Origin of the sequence: Rhizobacter sp. AJA081-3 (assembly GCF_017795745.1) — a bacterium.
GTDB lineage: Bacteria > Pseudomonadota > Gammaproteobacteria > Burkholderiales > Burkholderiaceae_C > Piscinibacter.
In genome coordinates, this window is the sequence record NZ_CP059067.1 from 349309 (window position 1) to 374819 (window position 25511).

General features: G+C 70.4%; 28 protein-coding genes. 18 read left to right on the forward strand and 10 right to left on the reverse strand.

Annotation, left to right across the window (positions count from 1 at the left end; genetic code table 11):
• Positions 1-7 precede the first annotated feature (7 nt).
• The 9 genes from HZ992_RS01755 to HZ992_RS01795 all read left to right on the forward strand — a co-directional run bounded on the left by HZ992_RS01755 (position 8) and on the right by HZ992_RS01795 (position 7606).
• A complete protein-coding gene (locus tag HZ992_RS01755) occupies positions 8-1351 on the forward strand; it encodes an ABC transporter permease subunit (protein ID WP_209384967.1) in 1344 nt (447 codons plus the stop codon).
• Positions 1351-2214 carry an ABC transporter ATP-binding protein gene (locus HZ992_RS01760; protein WP_209384968.1) on the forward strand — a complete coding sequence of 288 codons (864 nt, stop codon included), beginning with the start codon at positions 1351-1353 and terminating at the stop codon, positions 2212-2214. Before HZ992_RS01755 ends, HZ992_RS01760 begins: the two co-directional genes overlap by 1 nt.
• A gap of 3 nt (positions 2215-2217) precedes the next feature.
• Complete coding sequence (locus HZ992_RS01765; protein ID WP_209384969.1) at positions 2218-3042, forward strand: ABC transporter permease; 825 nt, start codon at positions 2218-2220, stop codon at positions 3040-3042.
• A 9-nt stretch (positions 3043-3051) separates the two neighbouring features.
• Positions 3052-3969, forward strand: a complete 918-nt coding sequence (locus HZ992_RS01770) for an ABC transporter ATP-binding protein (protein WP_209384970.1) — start codon at positions 3052-3054, stop codon at positions 3967-3969.
• Positions 3970-3996: 27 nt separating this feature from the next.
• Positions 3997-4851 carry an amidohydrolase family protein gene (locus tag HZ992_RS01775; protein WP_209384971.1) on the forward strand — a complete coding sequence of 285 codons (855 nt, stop codon included), beginning with the start codon at positions 3997-3999 and terminating at the stop codon, positions 4849-4851.
• A gap of 19 nt (positions 4852-4870) precedes the next feature.
• Positions 4871-5341, forward strand: coding sequence for a GNAT family N-acetyltransferase (locus HZ992_RS01780; RefSeq protein ID WP_209384972.1), 471 nt, complete (start codon positions 4871-4873; stop codon positions 5339-5341).
• Positions 5322-5612 (forward strand): hypothetical protein, encoded by a 291-nt coding sequence (locus HZ992_RS01785; RefSeq protein WP_209384973.1) that lies wholly within the window; start codon positions 5322-5324, stop codon positions 5610-5612. Before HZ992_RS01780 ends, HZ992_RS01785 begins: the two co-directional genes overlap by 20 nt.
• A gap of 91 nt (positions 5613-5703) precedes the next feature.
• A complete protein-coding gene (gene soxC, locus HZ992_RS01790) occupies positions 5704-7017 on the forward strand; it encodes a sulfite dehydrogenase (RefSeq protein WP_209384974.1) in 1314 nt (437 codons plus the stop codon).
• Positions 7004-7606 carry a c-type cytochrome gene (locus tag HZ992_RS01795; RefSeq protein ID WP_209384975.1) on the forward strand — a complete coding sequence of 201 codons (603 nt, stop codon included), beginning with the start codon at positions 7004-7006 and terminating at the stop codon, positions 7604-7606. The genes soxC and HZ992_RS01795 overlap by 14 nt, the downstream gene beginning before the upstream one ends.
• A 31-nt stretch (positions 7607-7637) precedes the next feature.
• Here HZ992_RS01795 and HZ992_RS01800 read toward each other — a convergent pair whose 3' ends face one another.
• On the reverse strand, positions 7638-8456 hold the full coding sequence (locus HZ992_RS01800; protein WP_209384976.1) for a YihY family inner membrane protein: 819 nt from the start codon (positions 8454-8456) through the stop codon (positions 7638-7640).
• Positions 8457-8518: 62 nt separating this feature from the next.
• On the reverse strand, positions 8519-8776 hold the full coding sequence (locus HZ992_RS01805) for a hypothetical protein (protein ID WP_209384977.1): 258 nt from the start codon (positions 8774-8776) through the stop codon (positions 8519-8521).
• 253 nt (positions 8777-9029) lie between these two features.
• On the opposite strand from HZ992_RS01805, the gene HZ992_RS01810 reads away from it, so the two are divergent.
• Positions 9030-9962 carry a YcjF family protein gene (locus HZ992_RS01810; protein WP_209384978.1) on the forward strand — a complete coding sequence of 311 codons (933 nt, stop codon included), beginning with the start codon at positions 9030-9032 and terminating at the stop codon, positions 9960-9962.
• Positions 9963-9991: 29 nt separating this feature from the next.
• On the opposite strand, the gene HZ992_RS01815 is transcribed toward HZ992_RS01810, so the two are convergent.
• The gene (locus HZ992_RS01815) at positions 9992-10675 is read right to left on the reverse strand and encodes a Vgb family protein (RefSeq protein ID WP_209384979.1); all 684 of its coding nucleotides are present in this window, start codon (positions 10673-10675) and stop codon (positions 9992-9994) included.
• A gap of 47 nt (positions 10676-10722) precedes the next feature.
• Positions 10723-11943 (reverse strand): helix-turn-helix domain-containing protein, encoded by a 1221-nt coding sequence (locus HZ992_RS01820; protein WP_209384980.1) that lies wholly within the window; start codon positions 11941-11943, stop codon positions 10723-10725.
• A gap of 44 nt (positions 11944-11987) precedes the next feature.
• On the opposite strand from HZ992_RS01820, the gene HZ992_RS01825 reads away from it, so the two are divergent.
• Positions 11988-12245 (forward strand): VF530 family protein, encoded by a 258-nt coding sequence (locus tag HZ992_RS01825; RefSeq protein WP_209384981.1) that lies wholly within the window; start codon positions 11988-11990, stop codon positions 12243-12245.
• Positions 12246-12342: 97 nt separating this feature from the next.
• Here the strand turns inward: HZ992_RS01825 and HZ992_RS01830 are convergent, their stop codons facing one another.
• The 3 genes from HZ992_RS01830 to HZ992_RS01840 are packed head-to-tail and all read right to left on the reverse strand — an operon-like array spanning position 12343 to position 13978.
• Positions 12343-13329: a recombination-associated protein RdgC gene (locus HZ992_RS01830; RefSeq protein ID WP_209384982.1), complete on the reverse strand. Its 987-nt coding sequence runs from the start codon at positions 13327-13329 to the stop codon at positions 12343-12345.
• Between the two features lie 26 nt (positions 13330-13355).
• Entirely contained in the window at positions 13356-13772 is a 417-nt protein-coding gene (locus HZ992_RS01835) for a tautomerase family protein (protein WP_209384983.1), read from the reverse strand.
• Complete coding sequence (locus HZ992_RS01840) at positions 13760-13978, reverse strand: hypothetical protein (RefSeq protein WP_209384984.1); 219 nt, start codon at positions 13976-13978, stop codon at positions 13760-13762. The genes HZ992_RS01835 and HZ992_RS01840 overlap by 13 nt, the downstream gene beginning before the upstream one ends.
• A 118-nt stretch (positions 13979-14096) precedes the next feature.
• On the opposite strand from HZ992_RS01840, the gene HZ992_RS01845 reads away from it, so the two are divergent.
• Both HZ992_RS01845 and HZ992_RS01850 read left to right on the forward strand, forming a co-directional pair.
• Positions 14097-15029 carry a LysR family transcriptional regulator gene (locus HZ992_RS01845; RefSeq protein WP_209384985.1) on the forward strand — a complete coding sequence of 311 codons (933 nt, stop codon included), beginning with the start codon at positions 14097-14099 and terminating at the stop codon, positions 15027-15029.
• Positions 15030-15233: 204 nt separating this feature from the next.
• Positions 15234-16469, forward strand: a complete 1236-nt coding sequence (locus tag HZ992_RS01850; RefSeq protein ID WP_209384986.1) for a hypothetical protein — start codon at positions 15234-15236, stop codon at positions 16467-16469.
• 32 nt (positions 16470-16501) lie between these two features.
• Here the strand turns inward: HZ992_RS01850 and HZ992_RS01855 are convergent, their stop codons facing one another.
• The gene (locus tag HZ992_RS01855) at positions 16502-17182 is read right to left on the reverse strand and encodes a beta/gamma-crystallin (RefSeq protein WP_209384987.1); all 681 of its coding nucleotides are present in this window, start codon (positions 17180-17182) and stop codon (positions 16502-16504) included.
• A 173-nt stretch (positions 17183-17355) separates the two neighbouring features.
• Here HZ992_RS01855 and HZ992_RS01860 point away from each other — a divergent pair, with 173 nt between their 5' ends.
• Positions 17356-18762, forward strand: coding sequence for an NAD(P)-binding protein (locus HZ992_RS01860; protein ID WP_209384988.1), 1407 nt, complete (start codon positions 17356-17358; stop codon positions 18760-18762).
• A 59-nt stretch (positions 18763-18821) separates the two neighbouring features.
• Here the strand turns inward: HZ992_RS01860 and HZ992_RS01865 are convergent, their stop codons facing one another.
• Positions 18822-21389, reverse strand: a complete 2568-nt coding sequence (locus HZ992_RS01865) for an ATP-binding protein (protein ID WP_209384989.1) — start codon at positions 21387-21389, stop codon at positions 18822-18824.
• A gap of 207 nt (positions 21390-21596) precedes the next feature.
• Between HZ992_RS01865 and HZ992_RS01870 the strand changes: the two genes are divergently transcribed.
• From HZ992_RS01870 to HZ992_RS01885, 4 genes are read left to right on the forward strand one after another with little or no spacing between them, the layout of a single operon-like run.
• The gene (locus tag HZ992_RS01870; protein WP_209384990.1) at positions 21597-22163 is read left to right on the forward strand and encodes a DUF4395 domain-containing protein; all 567 of its coding nucleotides are present in this window, start codon (positions 21597-21599) and stop codon (positions 22161-22163) included.
• A 29-nt stretch (positions 22164-22192) separates the two neighbouring features.
• Positions 22193-23596, forward strand: coding sequence for an aminotransferase class V-fold PLP-dependent enzyme (locus tag HZ992_RS01875; RefSeq protein ID WP_209384991.1), 1404 nt, complete (start codon positions 22193-22195; stop codon positions 23594-23596).
• On the forward strand, positions 23584-24114 hold the full coding sequence (locus HZ992_RS01880; protein ID WP_209384992.1) for a pyruvoyl-dependent arginine decarboxylase: 531 nt from the start codon (positions 23584-23586) through the stop codon (positions 24112-24114). The genes HZ992_RS01875 and HZ992_RS01880 overlap by 13 nt, the downstream gene beginning before the upstream one ends.
• A complete protein-coding gene (locus HZ992_RS01885; RefSeq protein ID WP_209384993.1) occupies positions 24111-24545 on the forward strand; it encodes a PACE efflux transporter in 435 nt (144 codons plus the stop codon). Before HZ992_RS01880 ends, HZ992_RS01885 begins: the two co-directional genes overlap by 4 nt.
• A 10-nt stretch (positions 24546-24555) precedes the next feature.
• Here HZ992_RS01885 and HZ992_RS01890 read toward each other — a convergent pair whose 3' ends face one another.
• Positions 24556-25467, reverse strand: a complete 912-nt coding sequence (locus HZ992_RS01890; protein WP_209384994.1) for a LysR family transcriptional regulator — start codon at positions 25465-25467, stop codon at positions 24556-24558.
• Positions 25468-25511 lie beyond the last annotated feature (44 nt).

The following is a 25511-nucleotide window of genomic DNA, read 5'->3' on the forward strand; positions in this document are numbered from 1 at the left end:
CCACTGCATGGACCAGACCAACGCCCTGCTCAGACGGGCGATGCCCTTCCAGACGGTGTCGGACGAGCTGCTCGCCGACATCGGCAAGCTGGCCAAGCTGAAGTCGTACGCCCGCGGCGACGTGATCTACAACGCCGGCGACGTGGCCGACAACATCCAGATCGTCTCCTCGGGCGCGGTCGAGCACGTGCTCAAGGTCGGCGCCCAGGGCAGCGACATCGAGCGCGTGATGCGCAGCGGCGACGTGTTCGGCTGGGCCGCCGTGCTCGACGGCACCCGCGGCCGACTGGCCAGCACGAAGAGCCTGGAGCGCACCGAGATCCTGCAGATCGACGGCGAGGAGCTGATGGCGCTGATCGCCCGCTCGCCGCAGACGGGCGACGTGATCATGAGCCGCTTCGCGACCATGATCACCAAGGAGTTCGCCGCGCCCGATGCAGTGGCGGCGCGCATCCCTCACTTCGGGCAGGCCGCCGGCACCGCTGCAATGCCCGCGCAAGGCGACGGCGTGGGCAGCGGCTGGGCGCTCACCGCGTTCCGCCTGTCGCAGTGGCTCAAGAGCCCCAAGCCCTACCTGATGCTGGGCGGCTTCGCGATCCTGCTGTCGTTCTGGTACCTGACGGTGGAGGTGTGGAAGCTGCCGCGCTTCAAGGACACGCCGGGGCTGACCACCGTGGTCAAGGAGCTGTTCAGCACCAACCCGGTGTACGGCCTGTCGGTCTACACGCCCGAGTACTACCAGCACATCTGGGCCAGCGTCCGGCGCGTGGCGATCGCCTTCTTCCTGGCCACCGTGCTGGGCGTGCCGCTGGGCCTGTTCCTCGGCTGGTCGAAGAAGTTCCGCGAATACGTGTTCCCGGTGTTCGAGACATTGCGGCCGATCCCCATCCTGGCCTGGGTGCCGCTGGCGATCCTGATGTTCTCGGGCGCCGAGACGCCGGTGATCTTCCTGACCTTTCTGGCCTCGTTCTTCGCCACCGCGCTGAACACGATGCTCGGCGTCGAGTCGATCGACGAGTCGTACAGCCGCGCCGCCTACTGCCTGGGCGCGAGCAAGTGGCAGGTGTTCCGCGAGGTCATCGTGCCCGGCGCGATGCCCTTCATCTTCACCGGGCTGCAGATCTCGGTGGGTGTCGCGTGGTTCTCGCTGGTGGCCGGCGAGATGGTGTCGGGCGAGTTCGGCCTGGGCTACGTGATCAACACCTCGTACACGATGGTGCGCTACCCGACCATCGTGATCGGCATGGCCACGCTCGGCGCGGTCGGCTACGGCACCAGCGCGCTGGTGCGGATGGTGGGGGACTACATGATGCAGTGGCGTGTGCGCGAACTCGCGCTGGGCGGCCGGTGATGAACAACATGATCGAGACAGGCCGTATGTCGCAGCAGGCCGCGACGCAAGGGGCGATCCGCATCGAGGACGTGGTCAAGATCTACGACCCCGACGGCGCGGCGGTGATGGCGGTGGACCACTGCTCGCTGGACATCCCGGCCGGCGAGATCTGCATGATCGTCGGGCCTTCGGGCTGCGGCAAGACGACGCTGCTCAACGCCATCGCCGGCTTCCACAGCATCACCTCGGGCCGCATCTTCATGGACGGCAAGCTGCTGTGCGGGCCCGACAAGCCGATGGCCGAGCCCGGCTCCGACCGCATCGTGGTGTTCCAGAACGGCGCGCTGTTCCCGTGGAAGACCAACCTCGAGAACGTCGCCTTCGGCCCGCTGATGCAGGGCAAGCTGAGCAAGAAGGAGATCTACGACAAGGCCCGCAGCATGATGGCCGACGCGGGCCTCAGCGGCACCGAGAACAACTTCCCCGGCGAGGTCTCGTCGGGTTTGCGCCGGCGCGTGGAGATCGTGCGCGCGCTGATGAACGACCCGAAGGTGCTGCTGTTCGACGAGCCCTACCGCGCGCTGGACTCGCTGACCAAGTCGGTGATGCACGAGGCGCTGCTGGAGATCTACTACAAGAACAAGGTCACCATCTTCTTCATCACGCACGACCTGGAGGAGGCGATCTTCCTCGGCCACCGCCTGGTCATCATGACCTCGCGGCCGTGCAAGCCGAAGAAGATCCTGACGGTGGACATCCCGCACCCGCGCGACTACGGCGTGCTCACCAGCCCGCGTTTCCGCGAGCTGATGGAAGAGACCAGTGCCGTCGTGCACGAGGAGGCGAAGAAGTCCTTCGCCGCCGGCGAGAGGGAGGGCTGAGCCATGGAAAAGTCGCTGACCCGACTGCGAAAGAAGCTGCTCAGCCGCGCCAGCCTGCGCGCGATGATCTCGCTGCTGGTGTTCGTGCTCCTTTGGGAGCTGGGCTCGCGCTCCAAGCAGTGGCTGGGCTTCTCGCTGCCCTGGATCGGCCAGGTGCCCGCGCCCAGCGGCGTGCTGCGCGTGTGGTCCACGCTGATCACCGATGCGGGCTACTGGCAGAGCTGGTACCTGAGCCTGCTGCGCGTGCTGGCCGGCTTCATCGCGGCGATGGTGATCGGCATCCCGCTCGGGCTGCTGATGGCGGTGAGCAAGACCTTCTACGGCCTGTCGTTCCCGAGCTTCGAGATCCTGCGGCCGATCCCGCCGCTGGCCTGGGTGCCGATCTCGATCATCTTCTGGCCCACGCAGGAGCTGTCGATCGCGTTCGTGACCTTTCTCGGCGCCTTCTTCACCGTCGTCATCAACGTCGTCGGTGGGGCCAAGTCGATCGACGGCCGCTTCTTCCAGGCGGCGCAGGCGATGGGCGCCTCGCAGTGGGACATCTTCCGCCGCGTCGTGCTGCCGGCCACGCTGCCGTCGATCGTCGTCGGCTCGTCGGTGGGCATGGGCATCACCTGGAACGTGGTCGTGGCCGCCGAGATGATCTCCGGCGGCGGCGGCAGCGGATCGGGCGGCGGCCTCGGGTTCTTCATCTGGAACTCCTACGTCGGCGGTTCGTACGAGCAGATCGTGGTGGGCATGATCAGCATCGGCATCGCGGGCTTCGGCTGCAGCGAGGTGCTGCGCGCGCTCGGCGGACTGTCCACCCCCTGGCTGCAGAAGCGCTGAAGGACGAGCATGAGCAACCCCATCGCAAGCGACCGGCCCGCCGGCACCAACGGCAAGGCGCCGACGACGGCCGGCGAGATCCGCGTCGAGGGCGTCAGCAAGGCCTACGGCACCGGCCTGTTCTCCAAGACGGTGATCAACGACTGCTCGTTCGCCATTCCGCGCAACAAGCTGACCGTGATGATCGGCCCCTCGGGCTGCGGCAAGAGCACGCTGATCCGCCTGCTGGCCGGGTTCGAGAAGCCCACCAGCGGAACGATCACCATCGACGGCAAGCCGATCACCGGGCCGGGCAAGGACCGGCTGGTGGTGTTCCAGGAGTCGGCACTGTTCCCCTGGATGACCACCTTCGACAACATCATGTACGGCCCGCGGGCGCGCGGCGAGGACAACCCGCAAAGCCGCGCGCAGGCTGAGTTCCTGCTCGAGAAGGTGGGCCTGAAGGCCTTCCGCAAGAAGTACCCGCCGCAGCTGTCGGGCGGCATGCAGCGCCGCGCCGAACTGGCGCGCGCGATGATCAACAACCCCGACGTGATGATCCTCGACGAGCCCTTCCGCGGCCTGGACGCGATGTCCAAGGAACTGATGTGGGAGTACTACGCGGGCCTGTTCGAGGAGTCGCACCGCACCAACTTCTTCGTCACCACCGACATCGACGAGGCCATCTTCCTGGCCGACCGGCTGATCGTGATGACGAACACGCCGACCAAGGTGCGCGCGGTGATCGACGTGGACATCCCGCGCCCGCGGCGGCTCGTCAACATCTTCGACAACGACCATGCCAACGAAGTGAAGATGCGCGCCCTCTCGCTGCTGCACGAGGAGGCGATGAAGTCCTTCTCCGGCGGAAGCCGCGCCGCCGCGGACTTCGTCGAGGCCTATTCCAGGCGCACGGGCGACCGTGCCAACGGCGCCAAGCCGGCCTGAACCCCATTCCAACCAGGAGAACAGAACATGGCAAAAAAAGTGATCGACATGCGCAGCCGGCCGTCGTTCCTGCATGACTTCTACGGCAAGACCCGTGGCACGCCGGAGTTCGAGGTGGTCAAGTGGCTCAACGGCCGCGTCGGCTCGAAGAACGTCGAGCACTTCACGGCCTCGCGCGACATCGAGTCCTTCGTCCGCGAGATCAAGGACACGCGCATCGCGGCCTCGGTGGTGGTGGGCCGCGACACGCCGGGCATCAAGCACTCGAACGACGAGATCCACGAGATGGTGCGCCGCCACAAGGAGCTGGTGGGCGTGGGCTCGATCGACCCGCACCGCTGGGGCGCCCGCGCCGCCGTGCAGGAGGTGGAGCGCGCGATCACGGTGCTCGGCCTGAAGGCGATCAACGTCGAGCCCGGCTTCGGCAGCCCGCTGCGCAGCGCCGACGACCCGATGCTGTTCCCGGTCTACGACGCCTGCGAGCAGCTCGGCGTGCCGGTGTCGATCATGTCGGGCCCGACGGCGCCGAGCCTGGACTTCGTGCGCCCGGCCGCGGTGGGCCACGTGGCCAAGGCGTTCCCGAAGCTGGCCATCGTCTGCTACCACGGCTTCTACCCGTTCGTGAACGAGATCCTCGGCGTCGCGCTGCGCTGGGAGAACGTCTTCATCGTGCCCGACATGTACATCTTTGCGCCGGGCGGCAGCCTGTACGTCGAGGCGGCCAACGGCGCGATGCGCCAGCAGATCCTGTTCGGCAGCTCCTACCCGTTCCGGCCGATGGCGCAATCGATCAACGACTACCGCATGCTCGGCTTCGACGACGGCGTGATCGACGACGTGATGTACGGCAACGCCAAGCGCGTGCTGAAGCTGGCGGTCTGAGCGCGCGACGGGCCCCGCCGTGCACCTTCTGATCCGCCCGGCCCTGCCAGCCGACCTGCCGCAGGTGCTGGCCCTGTGCCGGCAGCTCGACCTGCCCGGCGAGCCCGCGCTGAGCGATCGCCAGGCGCAGGCGCATTTCGAGGCGCTGACGGCCGGCGACCGGCACCGCATCTACGTCGCCGAGCAACAGGGGCAGGTGGTGGGCACCTTCGCGCTGAACTTCGTCGGCGGCCTGGCCCACTCGGCGCGCGACTCCGGCATCGTCGAGGACGTCGTCGTCGCGCCGCTGCTGCGCGGCACCGGAGTAGGCAAGAAGATGATGGACTTCGCGATGCGCGAATGCGCCGCGCGCGGTTGCTACAAGCTCGTGCTGTCGAGCCACCTGCAGCGCGACCGGGCGCACAGCTTCTACGAGGGCCTGGGATTCCGCAAGCACGGCTTCAGCTTCCTCATCGACCCGGAGGCGGTTGATGGAGCCGGACAGCCGTAACGTCACCGTGGACGCGATCGACGAGGCCGGCGGCGGCTTCGCGATCGACGTGAGTTCCGTGCCGCTGGCTTCGGGCACCTGCTACGCGGCCAAGGTGGTGGTGCGGCAGCTGCCCTCGCAGATCGAGATGTTCTGCGACCGCGCGATCAACGGCGGGCAGGGCTGGCCGACACCGCAGGAGGCGCTGGCCGTGGCGCTGGCGCGCGGGCGCCGCTACGTGCGGGATCAGGTGTGCGTCGCGGCCCTGCCGCCGGCGCCGGCGACTGAATGACCGAAACCGGGCGCGCAGCAGGCGCGGCGGCCAACGGCCCGGAAGGCGGATCGCCGTCTCGCGGCCACAACCATGAACCCTGGAGGACGACATGACAGACAGCAAGAGCTCCCGGCTCGTCAGCGCGGCGAGATCGGAACTGCAGGCGGCGGGGTCGATCACGCACGACCCGTCGCGGCGCGCGATGCTCGGCCGCACGGCGGCCGCAGCTGCCGGCGGCGTGGCCGCACTGGCGGGCGGGCGCGCCGCCGCGGCCCCCGTGCCCGTGCCGGCGTCGAACCTGGCGCTGGGCCGCGCCCTGCCCGAGACCGAGTACGGCATGCCATCGAAGTACGAGGCGCACGTCAAGCGACGGCGCACCGATGTGCTCGTGAACCGGCAGAACTTCTCCGACTGGAGCATGACGCCGCTGCACCAGCAGCACGGCACGCTCACGCCCAACGGCCTGATCTACGAGCGCCACCACAGCGGCGTGCCCGACATCGACCCGCAGCAGCACCGCTTCGCCATCCACGGCATGGTGCGCAAGCCGCTGCTGTTCACGATGGACGACCTGATGAAGTACCCGTCGGTGACGCGCTTCCACTTCATGGAGTGCTCGGGCAACGGCCTGACCGACTGGCTCAAGGCGAGCTCCAAGACCGTGCAGCAGACGCATGGCCTGCTGTCGTGCGCGCAGTGGACCGGCGTGCCGGTGTCGACCCTGCTCGACGAAGCCGGCGTGCGACCCGAAGCCACCTGGGCATTGGCCGAAGGCGCCGACGGCGCGGCGCATGCGCGCAGCATCCCGATGGCCAAGCTGCTCGAGGACGCGATGATCGTCTACGCCTCCAACGGCGAGATGCTGCGGCCCGAGAACGGCTACCCGCTGCGCCTGTTCATCCCCGGCTGGGAAGGCAACGTCAGCATCAAGTGGCTGCGCCGCATCAAGCTCGGCGACCAGCCCTGGCACCTGCGCAGCGAGACGGCGCGCTACACCGACCCGATGCCCGACGGCAAGTGGCGGCAGTTCAGCTTCGCGATGGAGGCCAAGTCGGTGATCACCTCGCCGTCGGGCGGCATGAACGTGCGCCCGGGCGAGATCGAGATCCTCGGCTTCGCCTGGTCGGGCCTTGGCAAGATCCGCACGGTCGACGTCACGCTCGACGGCGGACGCACCTGGCGCGAGGCCACGCTCGAGGAGCCGGTGCTCGACAAGTGCCTGACGCGCTTCCGGCTGCGATGGCAGTGGGACGGCACGCCCGCGACGATCGCCAGCCGCGCGGTCGACTCCACCGGCTACGTGCAGCCCACCGTGGAAGAGATCAGGAAGGTCCGCGCGATCACCGGATTCGTGCAGCACCACAACGGCGTGTTCCCGTGGTCCATCAATGCCGCAGGGGAGGTGAAGAATGCAATCGCCTAAGTTTCTCTGGCTCGCGCTTGCCGCGGGATTCGTGCTGGCCGGTTGTGCGGCCACCAAGTCGACGGCCGGCGGCAGCCCCGCGCAGCCGCGCGGGCAGGCGGTCAGCGAGGCCGACCTGCTGGCCTGGAACATCGACGTGCGCACGCCGGATGGGCTGGGCCTGCCGCCGGGCTCCGGCTCGGTCGCGGCGGGCAAGGCGGTGTTCGACGCCAAGTGCGCTTCGTGCCACGGTGCGGCAGCGGCCGGCGGGCCGGTGTTCGGCAGCATGGTCGGGGGCATCGGCTCGTTCAAGACCGACCGCCGCGTGCTCACCCCGGGCAGCATGTACCCGTATGCACCGGTGTTGTTCGACTACGTGCGGCGTGCCATGCCAATGAACGCGCCACAGTCGCTGAGCAACGACGAGGCCTATGCGGTGACGGGCTACGTCCTGCAGCTCAACGGCCTGGTCGCGGCCGATGCGGTGATGACGGCGGCCAGCCTGACGGCCGTGCAGATGCCCAACCGCAACGGCTTCATGGTCGACGACCGGCCCGACACCGCGGCCACGCGCTGCATGAGCCAGTGCACGCCGATCTCGGGCAAGTGAACCCGACGATGTGATGGCCCGGCGGCGCGGTTCAACGCTGCGCCGCCGGCCCCGCTGAGGCCGAACGCGCCAGGTTGGCCGCCACGAGCGCGGCCGCCAGCGTCACCAGCCACGAGAAGTAGACCCACAGCAGGAACACCGGGAACACCGCGAAGGCGCCGTAGACCGCCTTGTAGGTGGGGATCTTCAACAGGTAGGCGGTGAAACCGCGCTTGCCCAGCTCGATCGCGATGCTGGCCAGCAGCCCGCCGATGATGGCGTCGCGGCGCCGCACCTTCGTGTTCGGCACGAAGTAGAACAGGCAGGCCAGGCCGGCCCAGGCCAGTGCCGCCGGGCCCAGGTTGAGCACGAACTGCGCTTCGCGGGGCAGCGGACCGAGCCAACCCATCGACATCCCCAGCACGTACGAAGTGGCCCACAGGCTCACGCCGAGGGCTGGCGGCCCCAACGCGAGAATCAGCAGGTACAGGCCCACGCGCTTGAGGAAGGGGCGCTTGCGCTTGACGTTCCAGATCTGGTTGAAGGCGTTCTCCACCGTCAGCAGCATCGCGATCGCGGCCCCGAGCAGGAACAGCGAGCCCGCCCAGGTGAGGCCGTTCGCGTTGGCGGCGAACTGGTGCAGGTACCTGAGCACCGTGCGCGCAATGTCGGCCGGCAGCATGCTCTTGAGCAGATGCTCCTCGAGCGCCGCCTCGAAGCGGCTGAAGATCGGGAAGCGCGTGAACAGCGCGAAGCTCACCGCGAGCAGCGGCACGACGGACAGCAGGGTCGTGAAGGCGAGCGTGCCGGCGATCTGCGGCAGGCGCTCCTGCCGCGCGCGGCGCAGGGTGAGTCGGGTCAGGGTGAACATGGGTCGACCGCGGCGCGGGTCGACCGACGCGGCGCGCAACGATAGCGCACCGGCCTTGCCGTTCACTCCCGGGGTGGCTGGCCTCGTGGGGCACGCACGCGCACGGCGACGAGCCGGTACAGCGTCGGTACGCCGGCCAGCAGCAGGATCGGCCACAGGCAGCTGCTGATCAGCACCCACAAAGCCCGGCTGGCCAGCGAGACGGGTTCGCCCGGCTCGGCGGGCCGGGCGCGGCCTTCGCTGAACAGATGCTGAACCGACCCTGTCGCCAGGCCGAAGAGGGCACCGACAAGGAAGAACACGATGATAGGAGTGGTCACGACGGCCTCCGATGGACCGTGCACGGGGCCCACCGGCTCAGTCTCGCTCAAGCGCCCGGAGATGTCCAAACCCCTACGACGAGCATGCCCGGACTCGGCTGTGCGGGCCACGGTGGCGCGATGGGTCGTCGGCAGGTTCGAAGGGTGGGCGATCGGCCAGGAGGCGGCCCGGCGGCAAGGCCGGGCTCGGACGTGGGAACCTTCTGACGCTGCGGCGACCGAATTCGCCTTGCCCACCCACCCGGACTGCCACATGACCCCTGCCGAAACCCAGGCCATCGCCACCCTCGCCGTGCTCGCCGCATTCGCGGACGGCAACAAGCACGATCGCGAGCGAGACGAACTCAAGCGCATTGCCGAAGGCCTGGGCCAAGCCGATGCCGTGCGTCTGCCGACCCTCTACCAAGACGTGTTGATGAAACGCGTCGACATTGCTTCGGCCGTCGCCGCGCTCGGCAGCCCCGAAGCGCGACAGCTCGCCTACGAGATGGCCGTCTGCGTCTGCGACGCCGACGGCGCCCAGTCGGAGGCGGAGGCTCGGTTCCTGGCCAGCCTGCTCAGCCAGCTCGGTCTGGGCACGTCGGCCCGGGACTTCAATGCGCAGGCCGAGGAGATCGCAGCCGCGCCCATCGATGAGCAAAACGTGTTGCCGGCCAAGGCGGCGGCGGTCGACGACGCCGCCCTCGACCAGGCCATCCTGAATGCGGCCATCCTCAACGGCGCCCTCGAGCTCCTGCCCGAGACGCTGTCGACGATGGCGATCATCCCGCTGCAGATGAAGCTGGTGTACGGCATCGGCCAGGCCCACGGCTATCAGCTCGACAGTGGGCACGTGAAGGACTTCATCGCGACCGTCGGTGTGGGCCTGACCTCGCAGTACCTCGAACAGGCCGGCCGCAAGCTGCTGGGCGGACTGCTGGGCAAAGTGGGCGGAGGCTTGCTCGGTGGCCTGGGCCGGCAGGCGGTCAGTTCGAGCATGAGTTTCGCTACGACCTATGCGCTCGGCCACGTCGCGAAGCGCTATTACGCCGGCGGGCGCACCCTGTCGACGCAGATGTTGAGGGAGGCCTACAGTGGCGTCGTCGCTGAAGCCCAAGGCCTGCAGGCGCGCTACCTGCCTGCGATGCAGCAGAAGGCACGCGGGCTCGACGTCAGCAAGGTGCTGGCACTGGCTCGAGGCCGCTGACGGAAACAGGACACCAGCATCCCGGCGAGTCAAGCCGCAGCCTTCGGCCGCCGCACCGCGCGCACCTTGCCGCTCGGACCGCCGCCGCAGTACAGCAGATCGGCGCCGTCGGACTCGAGCCCGCTGACGCCGGTGCCGGCAGGCATGGCCAGCCGCTCGAGCACGGCGCCGCTGGCCGGGTCGAGGCGGCGCAGTTCGCTCTCCTCGCCTTCCCAGGTGCCGTGCCACATATCGCCATCGACGAAGGTCACGCCGGTGACGTAGCGGTTGGACTCGATGGTGCGCAGGATGGCGCCGGTGGCCGGATCGATCTGGTGGATCTTGCGGTCGAGGTACTGCCCGACCCACAGGCTGCCCTCGGCCCAGGTCAGGCCCGAGTCGCCGCCGTTCCCGGGCGCGGGGATCGAGGCCACCACCGCACCGCTGGCCGGATCGATCTTGTCGATGCGCGACGCGGCGATCTGGTAGAGGTGCGTGCCGTCGAAGGCGGTGCCGGCATCGCTGGCGCAATCGAGCGTGCGCACCGTCTGGCCGCTGGCCGGATCGAAGGCGACCAGCGTCGCGCCGGTGGCAGCCCACACGCGCTGCCCGTCGTGGCTGACGCCGTGGATGCGCTGCGAGTCGCCGAAGGGGCCGTACTCGCGCACGATCTCGGCGGGGCGCACGGTGGCCTGCGCTGCGGGGCGCGTGGCTCGGGCGGAAGTGGCGGTCATGGTCTGCTTCCCTTCGGCACGTCGATGCGGCGCCGTAGATACCGAATCTACGTGAGCGGCAGCGCGGCAGGGAGTAACAAGTTCGTCGTGAATCCGGCCAGCGGCGCCGCCAGCCAGCGCTGCGCGCGCGCCTGCCCGACCGAGCGCACGCGGCCCGCAGCTTCGAGCTCGGCGAGTGCGCGCTGCACGGTGCGCTGGCTGGCGCCGAGCGCGAGTGCCAGCGCCGAGGTCGACCAGGCGGCACCGTCGGCCAGCAGCGCCAGCAGCGAGGCCCGATCGCCGTCGATGGGCGGCAGCAGCACGACGACCGCAGGGGCGCCGATCGGCTCGAGTAAGAAGCCGCGCGCGCTGGCCTCGATGCGTGCCAGCGGTGCGGCGAGCGCGCGCAGGCGGCCGATCTCGACGCGCAGTCGCGCCCGGTGCGTCTCGTCGGGGCGGCGGGTGTGGAAGGCGCACGCGATCAGCGCGTTGCGCTCGACGTCGCCGGGCCAGGCCTCGGCCAGCGCGCGGGCCAGCGAGAACAGCACTGGCCGGCGCGCCAGCGGCTGCCAGAGGCTGCCGGCATGCAGGCCGCGGCGGCAGGCGTCGATCACCAGGGTGCCGCTGGCGAGCAGCGCCTCGACTTCATCCAGGCGCAGCATCTGTTCGTGCCCGGCCTGCAAGCGGCGCGCGGCGGGCCGTTCGAGCGCGGCGCAGGCCTCGCCCACTTCGGCCAGCAGCGCGGGCACGCGCGCACGGGTGGCCGCCGCCTGCGCGCGAGCCAGCGCCGCGCGCGCGGGCGCCGTGTGCAGCGAGCGCAGTGCCAGCTCGGCGGTGGCGAGTTCGGCCACCGCCACCAGCGAGGGCGGCGCGCCGGCCAGTTCCAGGCCCGCCAACGCGGCCCCGGCTTCGTCGAGCCGGCCGAGCAGCAGGGCGCGGCGCAGCGCGATCAGGCGGGCCTGCAATGCGTTGGCTCGATCGGCGCGGGCCTCGAGCGTGGCCGATGCCGCTGCCAGCGAACGCGGGCCGCCGCGCAGGTCCCGCATGGCCAGCGCCACCTCGGCCTCGGCGACCACGCAGCGGGCGTGCGCCAGCTCGTCACGGCTTGCGAAGCCGCGCGCCGCACGACGCAGCAGCTCCCGGGCGCGCGGGTGTTCGCCGAGCTGGGCCATGGCGATGCCGCGCAGCGCGAGCGCCTGCGCGTCCTCGCGCAGCGCCACGTGCTTGAGTGCGCCGAGCGCGTCGCCGGCCACGAGGGCGCGGGCGGCGGCGGCGATCAGGGAGTCCATGGCGAGAGGCTAACCCGGCGCCGCCGTGCGGCGAAAATGCCGCCATGACCGAGCCCTTGCCGCCCACTGCGCCAACGCAGCCGAAGAACCCGCTGCATGGCGTGACGCTCGAGCAGATCGTCACGCAGCTCTCCGAGCACTACGGCTGGCAGGGCCTCGCCGAGCGCATCGCGCTGCGCTGCTTCACCAGCGAGCCCAGCGTGGCCTCGAGCCTCAAGTTCCTGCGCAAGACACCGTGGGCGCGCGAGAAGGTCGAAGGCCTTTACCTGTTCATGCTGCGCGAGCAGCGCCGCGCGCGCTGAGCCTCCGAAGCGAGGCGCTTCTGAAAGTGCGCAGCGCAGGCGGCTCAGCTCAGGCCGACGCTGGCCAGCTTCGCAGGGCCTTCGCTCTGGCCTGAGCTCAGGCGGCGATCTCCCACGGCGCCGCGTCTGCCGCGCCCGCGTCCGGCAAGGCCGCGGGCACCGCGGCAGCCTGCCGTTCGTGCAGGCCGCCGAGCGCCTCGATCAGCGCCGGCAGCATCAGGCGCAGCTCGCCGGTGGCGATGGCCACATCAGCATCGAAGCCGTTGTCGTCCTTGCCCGCGTTGGCGGCGTCGACACCGGCGCCTTCGAGCACCACGTCGAGCAGCTGGATCTTCTTCAGCGTCAGCGCCTCGGTGAGCACGAAGGAGACGCGGCTGGCCCAGGTGAGCGCCAGCTGCGTGGGCAGCTTGCCCTGGCGGATGTGCTCGCCGACCTCGTCGATGTCGAGCGTGTGGCGCGCGTAGCGCACGGTGGCCTTCTCGCTGTCGGGCTGCTTGAGCTCGCACTCGCGGTCGATGCTGAAGCCCGACGGCGCTTCCTTCTCCGACAGCCACAGCGACATCGCGGTGGCCGGCGACAGCTCGGTCTGCAGCAGCGCGAGCTTGAGCCCGCCGCCCAGGCACTCGATCAGCCGCGTGACCACGACGTCGGCGCGCTTGGTGCTGCCCGCGCCCACCCACACCATCCGCGCCGCGAGGTCGATCCAGACCAGCGTGTCGGTGCGCTTCGGGAACGCGCGCGGCATCAGCGCGTGCACCACCGCCTCCTTCAGCTCCTTGAGCTGCTTGCCCTTCGGGCGGCGGCCGGTCTGCTGCTCGATCGCATCGAGCTGCGCCTGCAGCTGCTGCTTGACCGCGCTGCCCGGCACGGCGCGCCGCTCGGCGCAGAGCTTGACGACCAGCTGACCGCCGACGATCTCGGCCAGCGCATCGTGCTTGTCGCCGCGCGGCGCCACCCAGCCGGCCGACTCGGGCTGCGTGAGCCCGCACTCGACGAAGGGCGAGCCCGACAGGCGCTGCGCGATCTCGGCCAGGCTCGGCTGGTCCCAGTGTTCGATGCGGTAGATCAGGGCGTTCTTCAGCATGTCGGGGTCGGGGCGGCGGCGCACGGTCAGGGTGGTGGGGTGGCGAGTGTAGGGGAGCCCGGCCGCCGGGCCTGCTGCGTGCGGCCGCCGTAACCCCAGTCGCTGGCCGGCAACTCGTGCACGATCACGTAGCTGGTGGCTTCCAGCGACTCGCCCGGCGCCAGCTGATGCTGCAGCTCCGCGAAGGCGGCCTCGACGAACGCGGCCTTCTGCACGGCCGTGTTGGTGCCGGCGGTGATGCAGATCTGCAGCCACGCGGTCGGGCGTTGCACCGGTTGCGCCCCGATGAACCACTGCCCTGGCGGCAGGCCGTCGATGATCACCGCCGTGACCTCGGGGCGCTTGCCGAGCGTCTGCGCGGTGATGCGGGTCAGCGCCTCGGCCAGCGCGCGCTGGCGCGGCGCGCCCTGCGGCGGGCAGGTCTTCAGCATCAGGGTCGGCATGCCGGCTCCTTCGCGCGCAGCAACGCGGCCGGCCGATGCGCGGCGCGTGCCACTGCGTGCCATGCCGAGGCCACGTGGCGGAAGGCCGCAGCCCAGAAGGCGTCGATGGCTTCGCGGCGGGCCTGGAGGGCGCGATGCTTCGCGGCATCCATGACAGCGGCCCGCTCGAGAGGCGAGAGCGGGCGATCGAAAGGCGAGGCGTTCATGGCAGGCTCCGTTGAATCGGTGCGTCGACTCTAGGCAGCCGCCCTCGCGGCGGAAACGGCACGCCCGGCAAATCGGTCTTGCGCACACCGCAAAGCCGGCGCCTCTACCATCGCGCCCATGGACGGTCTGGGTTTCGACGATCTGAAGCTGTTCGCCCGCGTGGCGGCGCTGGGCACCCTGTCGGCGGTGGCGCGCGAGCGCGACGTGCCGGTGAGCCAGGTGTCGCGATCGCTGTCGCGCATCGAGAAGGCCTGCGGCGCGCGGCTCATCCACCGCTCGACGCACGGCCTGGCACTCACCGCCGAAGGCGAGACCTTCCTCGGCTACTGCCAGCGCCTGGGCCACACCCTCGAGGAACTGGAGGGCGAGTTCGACGCGCAGTCGCGCGAGCCCAGCGGCCTGGTGCGCGTGGCGGCGAGCACGGTGATCGCGCAGTACCTGCTGCTGCCCAGCCTGAACGCGCTGAGCGAGAAGCACCCGCGGCTGCGTGTCGAGCTCGAGGTCAGCGACCTGCTCGTCGACATGGCGCGCGGCGGTATCGACATCGCCATCCGCACCACCTCGTCGCTGGCCGACACCATGGTGGCGCGACCGATCGGCACGCTCGGCCGCGGCCTCTACGCCTCGCCGGCCTACGCGGCGCGCGCGGGCCTGCCCGCGCATCCCGATGAGCTCGGCTCGCACCGGCTCGTTGCCAACAGCGCCGCGACGCAGCTCAACCACTGGCCCTTCATCATCGACGGCCGCTCCGTGAAGCTGCCGATCGAAGGCTACTGGCGCAGCAACGACACCGGCATGGCTGCCAACATGGTGCTGCAGGGCCTGGGCATCGGGCGCCTGGCCACGATCGCGGCGGAGCCGCTGGTGCGGCAAGGGCGGCTGCTGCCGGTGCTGGCCGGCTTCGTCGACCCGCAGCCGGTGCCGATCCACGCGGTGATCGCCGGCGCCCGCCAGCGCCTGCCGAAGATCCGCGCCTGCATCGACCATTGGGCCGCGTGGATCGGGCAGTTCCAGGCGGCGACGCCGGAAGACGCGGCCTCGACTCGCTGACGCTCGCCTGCAAGCGCAGGGCCATGGCCCTCGCATGGCTCTCGGGCCGGAGCTTCGATGGCCCGTCCGGGCGATGGCAGGCACGGCGCCCGGGCCGAGCATTCAGGCCCATGCGATCGCCCCCCGCGGGGCATCGCAAGCCCCGCGCGCACCGCTGAGAGTCGGCGTGCGTTCGTCCACCCCTGACACGCCATTGGATAGGCCATGCCATTCTCGAAACTCACCCCGCGCGCCTTGCTCGCCGCCGCCACGATCGCCCTCGCCGCCTGCGGCGGTGGCGGCGACGACGGCGCAGCGCAAGACAACTTCGCGGCCATCGATGCCCTCAAGGAGGCCGGTGCGGCCGATGCCGTGCTGGCCGACCCGAACCTGCCGGCGCTGATCGCCCCGCGCAAGCCGCAGTTCGCCTTCCTCGACTTCCTCAAGGGGCGCCGCTTGTTCGAGCGCGAGACCTTCGGCGGCAACGGCCGCACCTGCCTGACCTGCCACTCGCGCGAGACGGGCACCGTCTCGCCGCAGGACGCACAGCATCGTTTCGCCGCCAACCCGGCCGACCCGCTTTTCCTCGGCGACGGCAGCGACGACGGGCTGGGCCATGGCGCCACGCGCATGCAGCAGGATGCGACCGTGCTGGTGCGCATCGCGCTGCCCGACAACGTCAGCCTGGCCCAGGACCCGTCGGCGCGCAGCGTCGTGCTGCGCCGTGGCATCCCGTCGACGCTGAACACGCCGGCGCTCGACGAGGTGCTGATGCTCGACGGCCGCCAGCCCGACCTGCTCGCGCAGGCCCGCGGTGCGATCGCCGACCATGCCCGGGCCACGCGCGAACCGCGGCCCGACGAGCTGGCGCACATCGCGGCCTTCCAGCAGACGCCCGGCTTCTTCAGCTCGACGACGACGATGAAGTACGCCTACCTCGGGGTGAAGCCCGCGCTGCCGCCGGGGCACAGCGAGTCCGAGAAGCGCGGACGCCGCTTCTTCGTCGACGCGCCCCTGCAGGGAGACCTGAAGACCGGCCTGTGCTCGGGCTGCCACAGCGGGCCGATGCTCAACGAGACCAACGAGTTCATCCCCGCGCCGCCGTTCCGCCGCGGCGGGCGCTTCCAGTCGGTGGGGGTGTCCGAGTTCAACGTCGCCGGCAACCCGGTGCTCGACTACGTGTTCCGCAACGCCGACGGCAGCACGACCACGATCTCCAGCGCCGACCCCGGCCGTGCGCTGATCACCGGCAACGCGCAGGACTTCGAGAGCCTGAACGCGTTCAAGATCCCGTCGTTGTGGGGTGCTGCGCGCACCGCGCCGTACTTCCACGACAACTCTGCCAGGACGCTGGAAGACGTGGCGCGCCACTACGCGAAGTTCTTTTCCGTGGTGTCACCGATCGTGCTCACCGCCGAAGACCAGGCCGACATGGTGGCCTACATGAAACTGCTGCGCTGAACCGGTCCCGGGGACGGTGCAGGCGCCGGGCCTCACATGCGCGGTTCGCCGGCGCGGTTGACGGTGACGGTCCGCCCCGGCGGCTCGTTCATCTGGATGCGGTGTGCGCGGCCGCGGAAGGCGTAGCTCACCTCCCAGAAGGCGGGGGTGTCGTTGCGGACCTGCTCGCAACGTCGCACCACACTGCGGCCGATCTGGTGGCCGAGGACGCCGCGGCCCGCGCTGCTGCCGCCGCGCTGTTCGGGCTGGTGTTCGACCCAGCAGCGTTGTTCGGGGGCGCCGAGCACGGCACGCACGGAAGTCACCGGCACCTCGAACAAGCGCTCGCTCGGGCGTTGGCGGTAGGCATAGTCGGGGCGGCGCATCGGTGGCGAGGCTTCGTTCTCGTAGCTGGCGCGGGTCGGGGCCGGGCGCGCCGATGAGAGGCGGTCGTTCAGCCCCATGGTGCTGAGTCGGTCGTAGGCGCCCGGGCGAAGCACCGCGCAGCGCCCGTTGAAGCCGACGCCTTCGCAGACTTCCCAGCGGCCCTTGTCGACCACCACCGACGAGGCACGGTCGTTGAAGTCCCAGCCCGCAAAGTTGTCGAGCGCGCCCCGGGTGGTGTGGACACTGCCGCGGAATCCCTCGTGTTCGTAGAAGGTGATCTGCGCGACGGCCGGCGCCGCGAGCGTCAGTGCAGCGGCCGCGAGCGTGGCCTGGAGGAGGATGTGCATCGAAGTCTCTTCGGCGCGACCGAGGGGTCTCGCCATGCGAGGAGCTTGGCCATTGCCGCGCCGAGTGTCTGTTCGACGGCGTACATGCCGACGTGCCGGCTGCGGGCAGTCCCGATTGCCTGATCGCGGCCGCGATGGGAACATGGGCCACGCCAACACCGCAGTGCCGCCTCGTGAACCACATCGACACCGACTACCTGGTCATCGGCAGCGGCACCGCCGGCCTGGCCTTCACCGACACGCTGATCGACGAGAGCGACGCGCACGTCACCATCGTCGACCGCCGCGGCAAGCCCGGCGGCCACTGGAACGATGCCTACTCGTTCGTCACGCTGCACCAGCCCTCGGCCTTCTATGGCGTCAACTCGATGGAGCTGGGCAGCCGCCGCAAGGACACGGTCGGCCTGAACCAGGGCCTGTACGAGCTGGCCTCGGGCGCCGAGATCAGCGGCTACTTCGACCGCGTGATGAACCACAGGCTGCTGCCCAGCGGCCGCGTGGCCTACCACCCGATGTGCAACCACCTCGGCGAAGGCCGCATCGAGAACTTGCTGTCCGGTGAGATCTCGCAAGTGAACGTACGCCGCAAGGTGGTGGACGCGAACTACATGGGCCCATCGATCCCGTCCACGCACACGCCGCGCTTCGAGGTCGGCGAGGGCGTGCGGCTGGTGCCGCCGAACGCGCTGCCGCAGCTGTGGTTTGGCCAGGCGAAGGGCGGCCTGCCGCGGCGCTTCGTCATCCTCGGCGCCGGCAAGACGGCGATGGATGCCGCGGTGTGGCTGATCGGTGCCGGCGCCCCAGCCGACGCCATCCAGTGGGTGGTGCCGCGCGACTCGTGGCTGGTCAACCGCATCACCACGCAACCTGCCGTCGAGTTCTTCAAAGGAGGCCATCGGCGGCAGGCCGACCAGATGGAGGCGCTCGCCCTGGCCACGTCCACGGAGGACCTTTTCCTGCGCCTGGAGGCCTGCGGCGCGCTGCTGCGCATCGACCGCGAGCGGATGCCGGCGATGTTCCACCTGGCCACCATCTCGCCGGGGGAGGTGGAGGTGCTGCGGCGCATCCGCGACGTGGTGCGGCTGGGCCGCGTGCAGCGCCTCTCTCCGGACGCCATGGAGCTCGACCAGGGCCGCGTGCCGGTGGTGCCCGGCACGCTCTTTGTCGACTGCACCGCCTCCGCGGTGGAGCCGCGGCCGATGCAGCCGGTCTTCCAGGGCGGGCGCATCGTGCTGCAGATGCTGCGCCTGCCCCAGCCCGCGTTCAGCGCCGCGCTCACCGCCTACGTGGAGGCGCACTACGACAGCGACAAGGACAAGAACCGCCTGTGCGGCACGGTGCCCTTTCCGCACACGCTGGACGATTACCCGCGCGCCATGGCGGCCAGCATGTGGAACCAGTACCAGTGGGGCCAGGACAAGGTGCTGCGCCAGTGGATCCGCGACAGCCGGCTCGACGGCTTCGGCAAGCTGATGACCGGCATCGACCCGGCCGACGCCGAGAAGCTGGCCATCCTGGCGCGCTACAAGCAGCAGGCGGTGGCGGCGATGGCGAACGTGTCGCGCTTGATTGCCGCCTGAACTCCGGCGGCGGCCCGGCCCGTGCGGCCATTGGCGGCTTCAAGGGCCGGGCCCGGGCCTCAAGCGTTCACGCACCCGGCCGCCTCGAAGGCGAGCCGGCGTGCCTCGGCACTGCTCGGCATTCGAGTCTGCGAACCGCGGCCGCTCGTCGCGATCGATGGCGCACCGGCCTCGAGGTCGCTCCACACGCGATCACACAGCGCCTGACGCAGACGGTCCAAGGCGTTGCGGGGGCCTGTCCCACGCGGACGGGCGTACTCGACCAGCGCGGCGGCCTGCCCATGCTGCCCGAGGCGCAGTGCGAGCAGGGCCATGTCGGCGGACATCTCCGCGTCGAGCCCGAACTCCCAGGCCAGGGCAATCGCCTGCGCTGCTTCGGCGCGGGCCCGCTCGATCTCGTCGGCCTCGACCAGGGCGCGAACGAGCGCCTCGCTCGCTTGCGCGAGGAAGGCGCGCTGGCCGAGCGCACGAAGCTCGGCCAGCGCGCTCGCACCGAGCGCCACCGCCGCAGGCCAGTCGCCGGCCATGACGGCGGCACGGGGCAGGTAGGCCTGCACGTAGCAGGCCACGCGCGTCGCCTGGTGCTTCCGGGCCAGGTCGAGCGCCTCGCGCATGTGCGAGAGAAAGTCCACCGCGTCGCCGCAGTACATCGCGACATGCCCGGCATGGATGGCCGTGATCATGTCGACCTTGGGGTGCGCCATCGTCTGCGCCACGGCCCGCGCCTGTGCCAGCACCTCGCGGGCCCGTTCGGCTTCGCCGTCCTTGGCGAGCTCGGTTGCCAGCAGCAGCAGCGTGTGCGACCGCGACATCGGCTCGGGCGGCGTCAGTCGCAGCCACTCGGCGACGGCCAGCTCGGCGGCCAGCCTGGGCGGCAGGCGTTCGTCGCGGACCCAGCCGCAGGTGGCGATCGTCGTCAGCAGCCGCGCCCGCGTGACGCCGGTGGCATGCGGCAGCAGCGCGTGCGCCGCCGGCAGCCGCGCCGGCGTGTTCAGCGTGTCGCCACTGAGCTGATCGAGCGATCGCAGCCCGATCAGCACGGCCGCGGCCGTGTCGGCATCGGCACGTTCGCAGGCGTACTCGTAGGCCTTCTCCATGTCGGCATAACTGCCGACGAAACGATCCAGCAACTCATCGTCGCTGCATGACATGAACGCCTTGCGGATCTGCCACCACAGGCTGGCCATCGCGCGGCTGTGGCGCTGCAGGGCCGCATCGGCTTCGCCGGCCTCGACCAGCATCTCGCGGGCCAGCACGCGGGTGGTCTCGAGCAGGCGGTAGCGAACGGGTTCGGCCCCCTCGGCCCGCACCAGTGACCGGTCCACCAGCGCGCACAGCGCATCGAGCGCGGCCCACTCGTCGAGATCCGGTGCGGTGATCACGCGTCTGGCGTGGGCCAGCTCGAACGGCCCGGCGAAGACCGACAGGCGCCGCAGCGCCGACAGCTCCGCCGGGCTGAGCAGCGAGCAGCTCCATTCCAGCGTGGCGCGCAAGGTCTCCTGCCGCGAGGGGACCATGCGCCGCACGTTGCGCAGCATGCGCAGGCGTTCGCCGAGCAGGGTGTGCACCCCGTTCACGCCCAGCGTGGGGATGCGGGCGGCAGCCATCTCGATGGCCAGTGGCACGCCGTCCAGCCGCCGGCAGATGTCGATGGCCGGCGGTACGGCCGCCGGGGCCAGCTCGAAATCCTGCCGCGCCTCGGCGATGCGCCGAACGAGCAGCTGGAATGCGCCAAAGGCGGCGGCTTCCGCCGGCGATGCATCCAGCGGCGGAACACCGAGTACGCCCAGGCGGTGCAGATGCTCACCGTCCAGCTTGAGCGCCACCTGCGACGTGGCGAGAACGCGGACCCGGCGCGTGCCGTCCAGAACGGCGGCGATGACCGCGGCGACCGCGGCGACCAGGTGCTCGCAGTTGTCGAGCACGAGCAGGAGCTCGCGCTCGCCCAGTCCGCCGACGAGCCGCTGCAGCGGATCGCCCGGCACCAGCTCGATGCCGGCCGCCACCGCGATGGCCGGCGTCACCTGCGAGGCTTCCGACAGGGTTGCCAGGTCGATCCACCAGACACCGTGTTCGAAAAGCCCGACGGCCCGGCGCCCGACCGCGTGCGCCAGGCTCGTCTTGCCGATGCCACCGGCCCCCACGATGGTCAAGAGGCGCTGCTCTCGCAGCGAGGAGGCGACCGCCGCGACGTCATCGTCGCGCCCGAACAGGGTGGGGTCCGTCGCCGGAAGGTTGGAGACACGATGCGCCGCGGCCGCGGCGCGGCGCGGAAGTTCGGACGCCTGCGCCTGCGCGCCCGGCACCAGCACATAGCCCCGGCGGGCCAGGGTCCGGATGACGCTTCGATCGGTGTCGCCGAGCAGGCGCCGGATCTCGTTGACGACCTGCGTCAGCGAATCGTCGGTGACCACGGCCGGCGACCACACCCGTGTCATCAGTTCGTCCTTGCTGACGACATGGCCGGCCTGTTGCGCCAGCACGAGCAGGACTTCGAGGGCCTTGCGGCGCAGCAGGGCCTGTTCGCCGGATGGCGAGCGCAGCTCACGGCGTTCGAGGTCGAGCTCGAAGCCGCGAATCCGCAGACAGGCCCGATCCGGGGCGGGCGGTGGTGGTGAGCGCTCCATGCTGCGTGCGCCTCGCTGGATGCGTGCTTTCGGTCTTCTTTCGGCGAAGGTTCAGGACACGCGTTGCCCTGGTCTCTACGCTGCACATTCTCATCCGCCTCCATGGCCATCGGCATCGCGCCCGTGGACCTAGGGGGGCGGACCTGGGGATGCACCGCGCCCGGGCTTGGCGCGACATTCAGGACCACTCGCCAGGAGTCACGCCACATGAATCCGAAACCCTACGGCCACATCGTGCCGGCCCTGCCGGCCAGCGGCACCGCGTTCGCGGCCGGCGTGTTCGACGAACGCCAGGTGCGCGTCGCCGCCGGCCTGACGCTGGCGGCAGGCGCCGTGGCTTTCGCCTACGCCGCGCTGGCCCGTGTCTACCTGCCCATCCAGGTCGTCACCTCGCTGTTCTTCGTCGAGTTCGCGATCAGGGTGGCGGCGGGCCTGCAGTACAGCCCGTTCGGCGTGCTGTCGCGCCTGTTGACGCGCGGGCAGCTGCCCGAGTGGGTGTCGGCCAAGCCCAAGCGCTTCGCCTGGAGCATGGGCCTCGTGATGTCGTTCGCCATGATGCTGATCACCAATGCGGGCATCCGCGGCAGTCTGCCTCTGGGCATCTGCCTGGTCTGCCTCGTCTTGATGTGGCTGGAGGCGGTGCTCGGCCTGTGCCTGGGCTGCGAGATCTACGCCGCGCTGCGCCGGCGCGGCTGGATCGGCCGGGACCCGGCCATCGAGGTCTGTTCCAACGGGGCCTGCGCCGGCGACGGCCGCGCGGATCGGCGTTCATGAGCGCCGGCGCTTTGCCCCTCGGGCCCACGATGGCCGCGCATCGGTCGCGCATCGTGGGCATCGACCAGCTGGCACCGCTGCTCGGCGGCTCGATGCGGCCCTACGTCAACCTCGACAACGCGGCCACGGCCCCGGTGCTCCGGGACGTGCTGGACCACGTGAACCAGTGCCTGGGCTGGTACGCGTCGGTGCATCGCGGCAGCGGCTTCAAGAGCCAACGCACCACGCTGGCCTACGAGCAGGCGCGCGAGGCCGTGGCGCGCTTCGTCGGTGGCCGGCCGGGTGAGCACACCGTGATCTTCGGCAAGAACGCCACCGAGGCCATCAACAAGCTTTCGCACCGCCTGCCGCTGACCGGCGACGACGTGGTGCTGGTCTCCTTGCTCGAGCATCACAGCAACGACCTGCCGTGGCGCGCGCGGGCGCGGGTCGCCCACATCGGGGCCGATGCGCAGGGGCGCCTCGACGAGGATCACTACGAGCACCTGCTGCGCCAGCATGCCGGCCGCGTCAAGCTGGTGTGCGTGAGCGGCGGCTCGAACGTCACCGGCGTGATGCCGCCGGTCCACCGGCTGGCCGTGAAGGCCCATGGTGCCGGTGCGCAGATCCTGGTCGATGCCGCCCAGCTCGCGCCGCACCGGCGCATCGACATCGGCGCGCTGGACGACCCTGCGCACCTGGACTTCGTGGCCCTGTCCGCGCACAAGATGTACGCCCCCTTCGGCACCGGCGCCCTGATCGGGCGGCGCGACGTGTTCGAGCTCGGCGAGCCCGAGCATCGCGGCGGCGGCACCATCGACTTCGTCTCGACCGAGTCGGTCGACTGGGCGGCGGCACCGGAGCGCGACGAAGCGGGCACGCCGAACGTGCTGGGCGTGCTGGCGCTGGCGCGTGCCATGCAGGAACTGGACGAGATCGGCTTCGACGCGATCGCTGCGCACGAGGCGGCGCTGTGCGCCCACGCGCTCGAGCGGCTCTCGCGCGTGGACGGCCTCCGGCTCTATGGCGACGCCGACCCCCGGCATGCCGCGGACCGGCTCGGCGTCGTCGCCTTCAACCTCGATCGGCACCCGCATGCGCTGGTGGCTGCCGTGCTCGGCGCCGAGTTCGGCATCGGCGTGCGCAATGGCTGCTTCTGCGCCCAACCCTACGTGAGCCACCTGCTCGGCATGTCGCGGGACGCGTCGCAACGCTACCGCAAGGACATTGCAGGTGGCGATCGAAGCTGTCTGCCGGGCATGGTCCGCGCGAGCTTCGGCCTCTACAACAGCTTCGAGGAGATCGACATGCTGGTCGATGCGCTGGAAACCATCGCGCACACGGACTATCTTCAGCGCTACGAGGTGGAAGCCTCCAGCGGCAGCTTCACGCCTCGCGGGCATGCGCCGGCCGCTGCCGCATCGCAGCAGGATGGCCAGCCATGCACGCTGTGAGCGACTCGACCGGCGAGCGCTCCGGCGGCGTGGCCACGCCGGCGGCGTTCGGAACCATCGTGCTGTCGACGGGCCTCGGCGTGGGGCCGACCGCGCTGGCGGCCTTCGATGCCGCCTTGCTGGACGCGGGCGTGGCCAACTACAACCTGATCTGCCTGTCGTCGGTCATCCCGCCGGGCAGCCGCCTCGAGCGGCGGCGCTTCGTCACGCCGCCGCAGGAGTACGGCCAGCGGCTCTATGTGGTGATGTCGCAGATGCGCGAAGAGCGCCCTGGGTACACGGCGCACGCGGGCATCGGCTGGGTGCAGGACGAAGCGAGCGGCCGAGGCCTGTTCGTCGAACTCCACGACGGCCATCGTGATCAGTTGCTGAACGATCTGGCCGCGACGCTGGAGACGATGCAGACGAACCGGGGCTTGCGGCTCGGGCCAGTGCACACCGAGGTGGCCAGTGCCACCTGCCATGGCGAGCCGGTGTGTGCCCTGGTGGTGGCGGTCTACGCCAGCGCACCGTGGTGAGCGAGGCCCCGGTTCGCGTCCGCGACCTGCGCGAGCGGATCATCCAGACGCTCGCCTTCGAGGTGCTGGGCGTGTTGCTCATCGCACCCTTGTACGGGTTCGTGAGCGGCGCGAGCGGCTCGGACTCGTTCAAGCTCATCGTTGCGCTGTCGATCGTGGTGATGGCCTGGAGTGCCGCTTTCAACGCCGCCTTCGACCGGGTCGAGGCACACCGCAAGCAGCGTGTGGCCAGCGCGCGCCCGACCGCCGCACGCCTCGTCCATGCCCTGGGGCACGAACTGGGCGCCACCATCGTCAGCTGGCCGGTGATCGTCTGGATGACCGGCATGGGCTGGTGGCAGGCCCTCTTCGCGGACGTGGTGCTCTCGCTCGTGTATGCCGCCTACGCCTACCTGTTCCACCTCGGTTTTGATCGGCTGCGGCCGGTGTAGTGGTTCATGATCAGGCAGGCTTGGCGCTCCGCGCCGGCGGGTCCCGCAGGCACTGCGCCATGAGTTCTCGCACGACCTCCAGCCCTGGCGGCAGGGTGCGCCGCCTCAGCGTCACGAGACCGAAGCGCGCGGTGGCGGCGAGCTCGGGCTGCAGCTTCAGTTCGACGAGGTCGGGCGCGGCCGCGCGGATCGCCAGCAGCACCGTGTCGCTTTGCCTGGCCACCTCGACCAGGCTGGGAATCTCTTCACAGCGCAGCGTCACGCACTCGCCCGGGTGAGCGCGCGGCCCGTAGCGCTCGACCAGGATGCGGGCGACTTCGTCCGACAGCGGCGTCGAGGCGATCGGGTAGCCCAGCAGGTCGTCGAAGCTCGGGACGCCGCGCCGTTTGGCCAGCGGGTGCCCGCGGCGCACCATGAAGGCGCCACGCATGTCGTGCAGGAACTGCGCGTTCAGGTCCGGGGCCGGGCGCAGCGAGCGCGCGTCGACGACCAGCGCGTCGAGCGCACGTTCGCGCAAGGCCTGCACCAGCAGCTCGGTGCCTGCACGTGCAATCTCGACGCGCAGGCGCGGCCGCTCCTGTGCCATCTTCAGGAGCAGCGGCGTCATCAGCATCGCGCCGGGGCCCGAGCCCATGCCGATGCGCAGCACGCCTTCCTGCGCGTCGCCGGCGAGGCGGCCGCTGTCGCGCAGGTCGTCGGCGGCCAGCACGAGCTCGCGCGCCCGCTCGACGGCATCGCGCCCGAAGGGCGTGAGCTCGCTGCGGCGGCCGATGCGGTCGAACAGCGGCTGGCCGAGCTCGTCCTCGAGCGCGCGGATGCTGCGGCTGAGCGCCGGCTGCGTAAGGAACAGCGCGGTGGCCGACTGGCTGAAAGAGCCCGTCCGGGCCAGCGAGATCAGGTGGCGAAGCTGGACGAGGGTCATGGGCAGGCGGCCGGGAAAGTGTGCTTCGAACTCATGGTAATCCA

Excerpts from the sequence above, each read along its gene's own strand:
- HZ992_RS01755 (WP_209384967.1), top strand. The coding sequence starts at position 8 with ATGGACCAGACCAACGCCCTGCTCAGACGGGCGATGCCCTTCCAGACG.
- HZ992_RS01760 (WP_209384968.1), top strand. The coding sequence starts at position 1,351 with ATGAACAACATGATCGAGACAGGCCGTATGTCGCAGCAGGCCGCGACG.
- HZ992_RS01765 (WP_209384969.1), top strand. The coding sequence starts at position 2,218 with ATGGAAAAGTCGCTGACCCGACTGCGAAAGAAGCTGCTCAGCCGCGCC.
- HZ992_RS01770 (WP_209384970.1), top strand. The coding sequence starts at position 3,052 with ATGAGCAACCCCATCGCAAGCGACCGGCCCGCCGGCACCAACGGCAAG.
- HZ992_RS01775 (WP_209384971.1), top strand. The coding sequence starts at position 3,997 with ATGGCAAAAAAAGTGATCGACATGCGCAGCCGGCCGTCGTTCCTGCAT.
- HZ992_RS01785 (WP_209384973.1), top strand. The coding sequence starts at position 5,322 with ATGGAGCCGGACAGCCGTAACGTCACCGTGGACGCGATCGACGAGGCC.
- soxC (WP_209384974.1), top strand. The coding sequence starts at position 5,704 with ATGACAGACAGCAAGAGCTCCCGGCTCGTCAGCGCGGCGAGATCGGAA.
- HZ992_RS01795 (WP_209384975.1), top strand. The coding sequence starts at position 7,004 with ATGCAATCGCCTAAGTTTCTCTGGCTCGCGCTTGCCGCGGGATTCGTG.
- HZ992_RS01800 (WP_209384976.1), bottom strand. The coding sequence starts at position 8,456 with ATGTTCACCCTGACCCGACTCACCCTGCGCCGCGCGCGGCAGGAGCGC.
- HZ992_RS01810 (WP_209384978.1), top strand. The coding sequence starts at position 9,030 with ATGACCCCTGCCGAAACCCAGGCCATCGCCACCCTCGCCGTGCTCGCC.
- HZ992_RS01815 (WP_209384979.1), bottom strand. The coding sequence starts at position 10,675 with ATGACCGCCACTTCCGCCCGAGCCACGCGCCCCGCAGCGCAGGCCACC.
- HZ992_RS01820 (WP_209384980.1), bottom strand. The coding sequence starts at position 11,943 with ATGGACTCCCTGATCGCCGCCGCCGCCCGCGCCCTCGTGGCCGGCGAC.
- HZ992_RS01825 (WP_209384981.1), top strand. The coding sequence starts at position 11,988 with ATGACCGAGCCCTTGCCGCCCACTGCGCCAACGCAGCCGAAGAACCCG.
- HZ992_RS01830 (WP_209384982.1), bottom strand. The coding sequence starts at position 13,329 with ATGCTGAAGAACGCCCTGATCTACCGCATCGAACACTGGGACCAGCCG.
- HZ992_RS01835 (WP_209384983.1), bottom strand. The coding sequence starts at position 13,772 with ATGCCGACCCTGATGCTGAAGACCTGCCCGCCGCAGGGCGCGCCGCGC.
- HZ992_RS01840 (WP_209384984.1), bottom strand. The coding sequence starts at position 13,978 with ATGAACGCCTCGCCTTTCGATCGCCCGCTCTCGCCTCTCGAGCGGGCC.
- HZ992_RS01845 (WP_209384985.1), top strand. The coding sequence starts at position 14,097 with ATGGACGGTCTGGGTTTCGACGATCTGAAGCTGTTCGCCCGCGTGGCG.
- HZ992_RS01850 (WP_209384986.1), top strand. The coding sequence starts at position 15,234 with ATGCCATTCTCGAAACTCACCCCGCGCGCCTTGCTCGCCGCCGCCACG.
- HZ992_RS01855 (WP_209384987.1), bottom strand. The coding sequence starts at position 17,182 with ATGCACATCCTCCTCCAGGCCACGCTCGCGGCCGCTGCACTGACGCTC.
- HZ992_RS01865 (WP_209384989.1), bottom strand. The coding sequence starts at position 21,389 with ATGGAGCGCTCACCACCACCGCCCGCCCCGGATCGGGCCTGTCTGCGG.
- HZ992_RS01870 (WP_209384990.1), top strand. The coding sequence starts at position 21,597 with ATGAATCCGAAACCCTACGGCCACATCGTGCCGGCCCTGCCGGCCAGC.
- HZ992_RS01875 (WP_209384991.1), top strand. The coding sequence starts at position 22,193 with ATGGCCGCGCATCGGTCGCGCATCGTGGGCATCGACCAGCTGGCACCG.
- HZ992_RS01880 (WP_209384992.1), top strand. The coding sequence starts at position 23,584 with ATGCACGCTGTGAGCGACTCGACCGGCGAGCGCTCCGGCGGCGTGGCC.
- HZ992_RS01890 (WP_209384994.1), bottom strand. The coding sequence starts at position 25,467 with ATGACCCTCGTCCAGCTTCGCCACCTGATCTCGCTGGCCCGGACGGGC.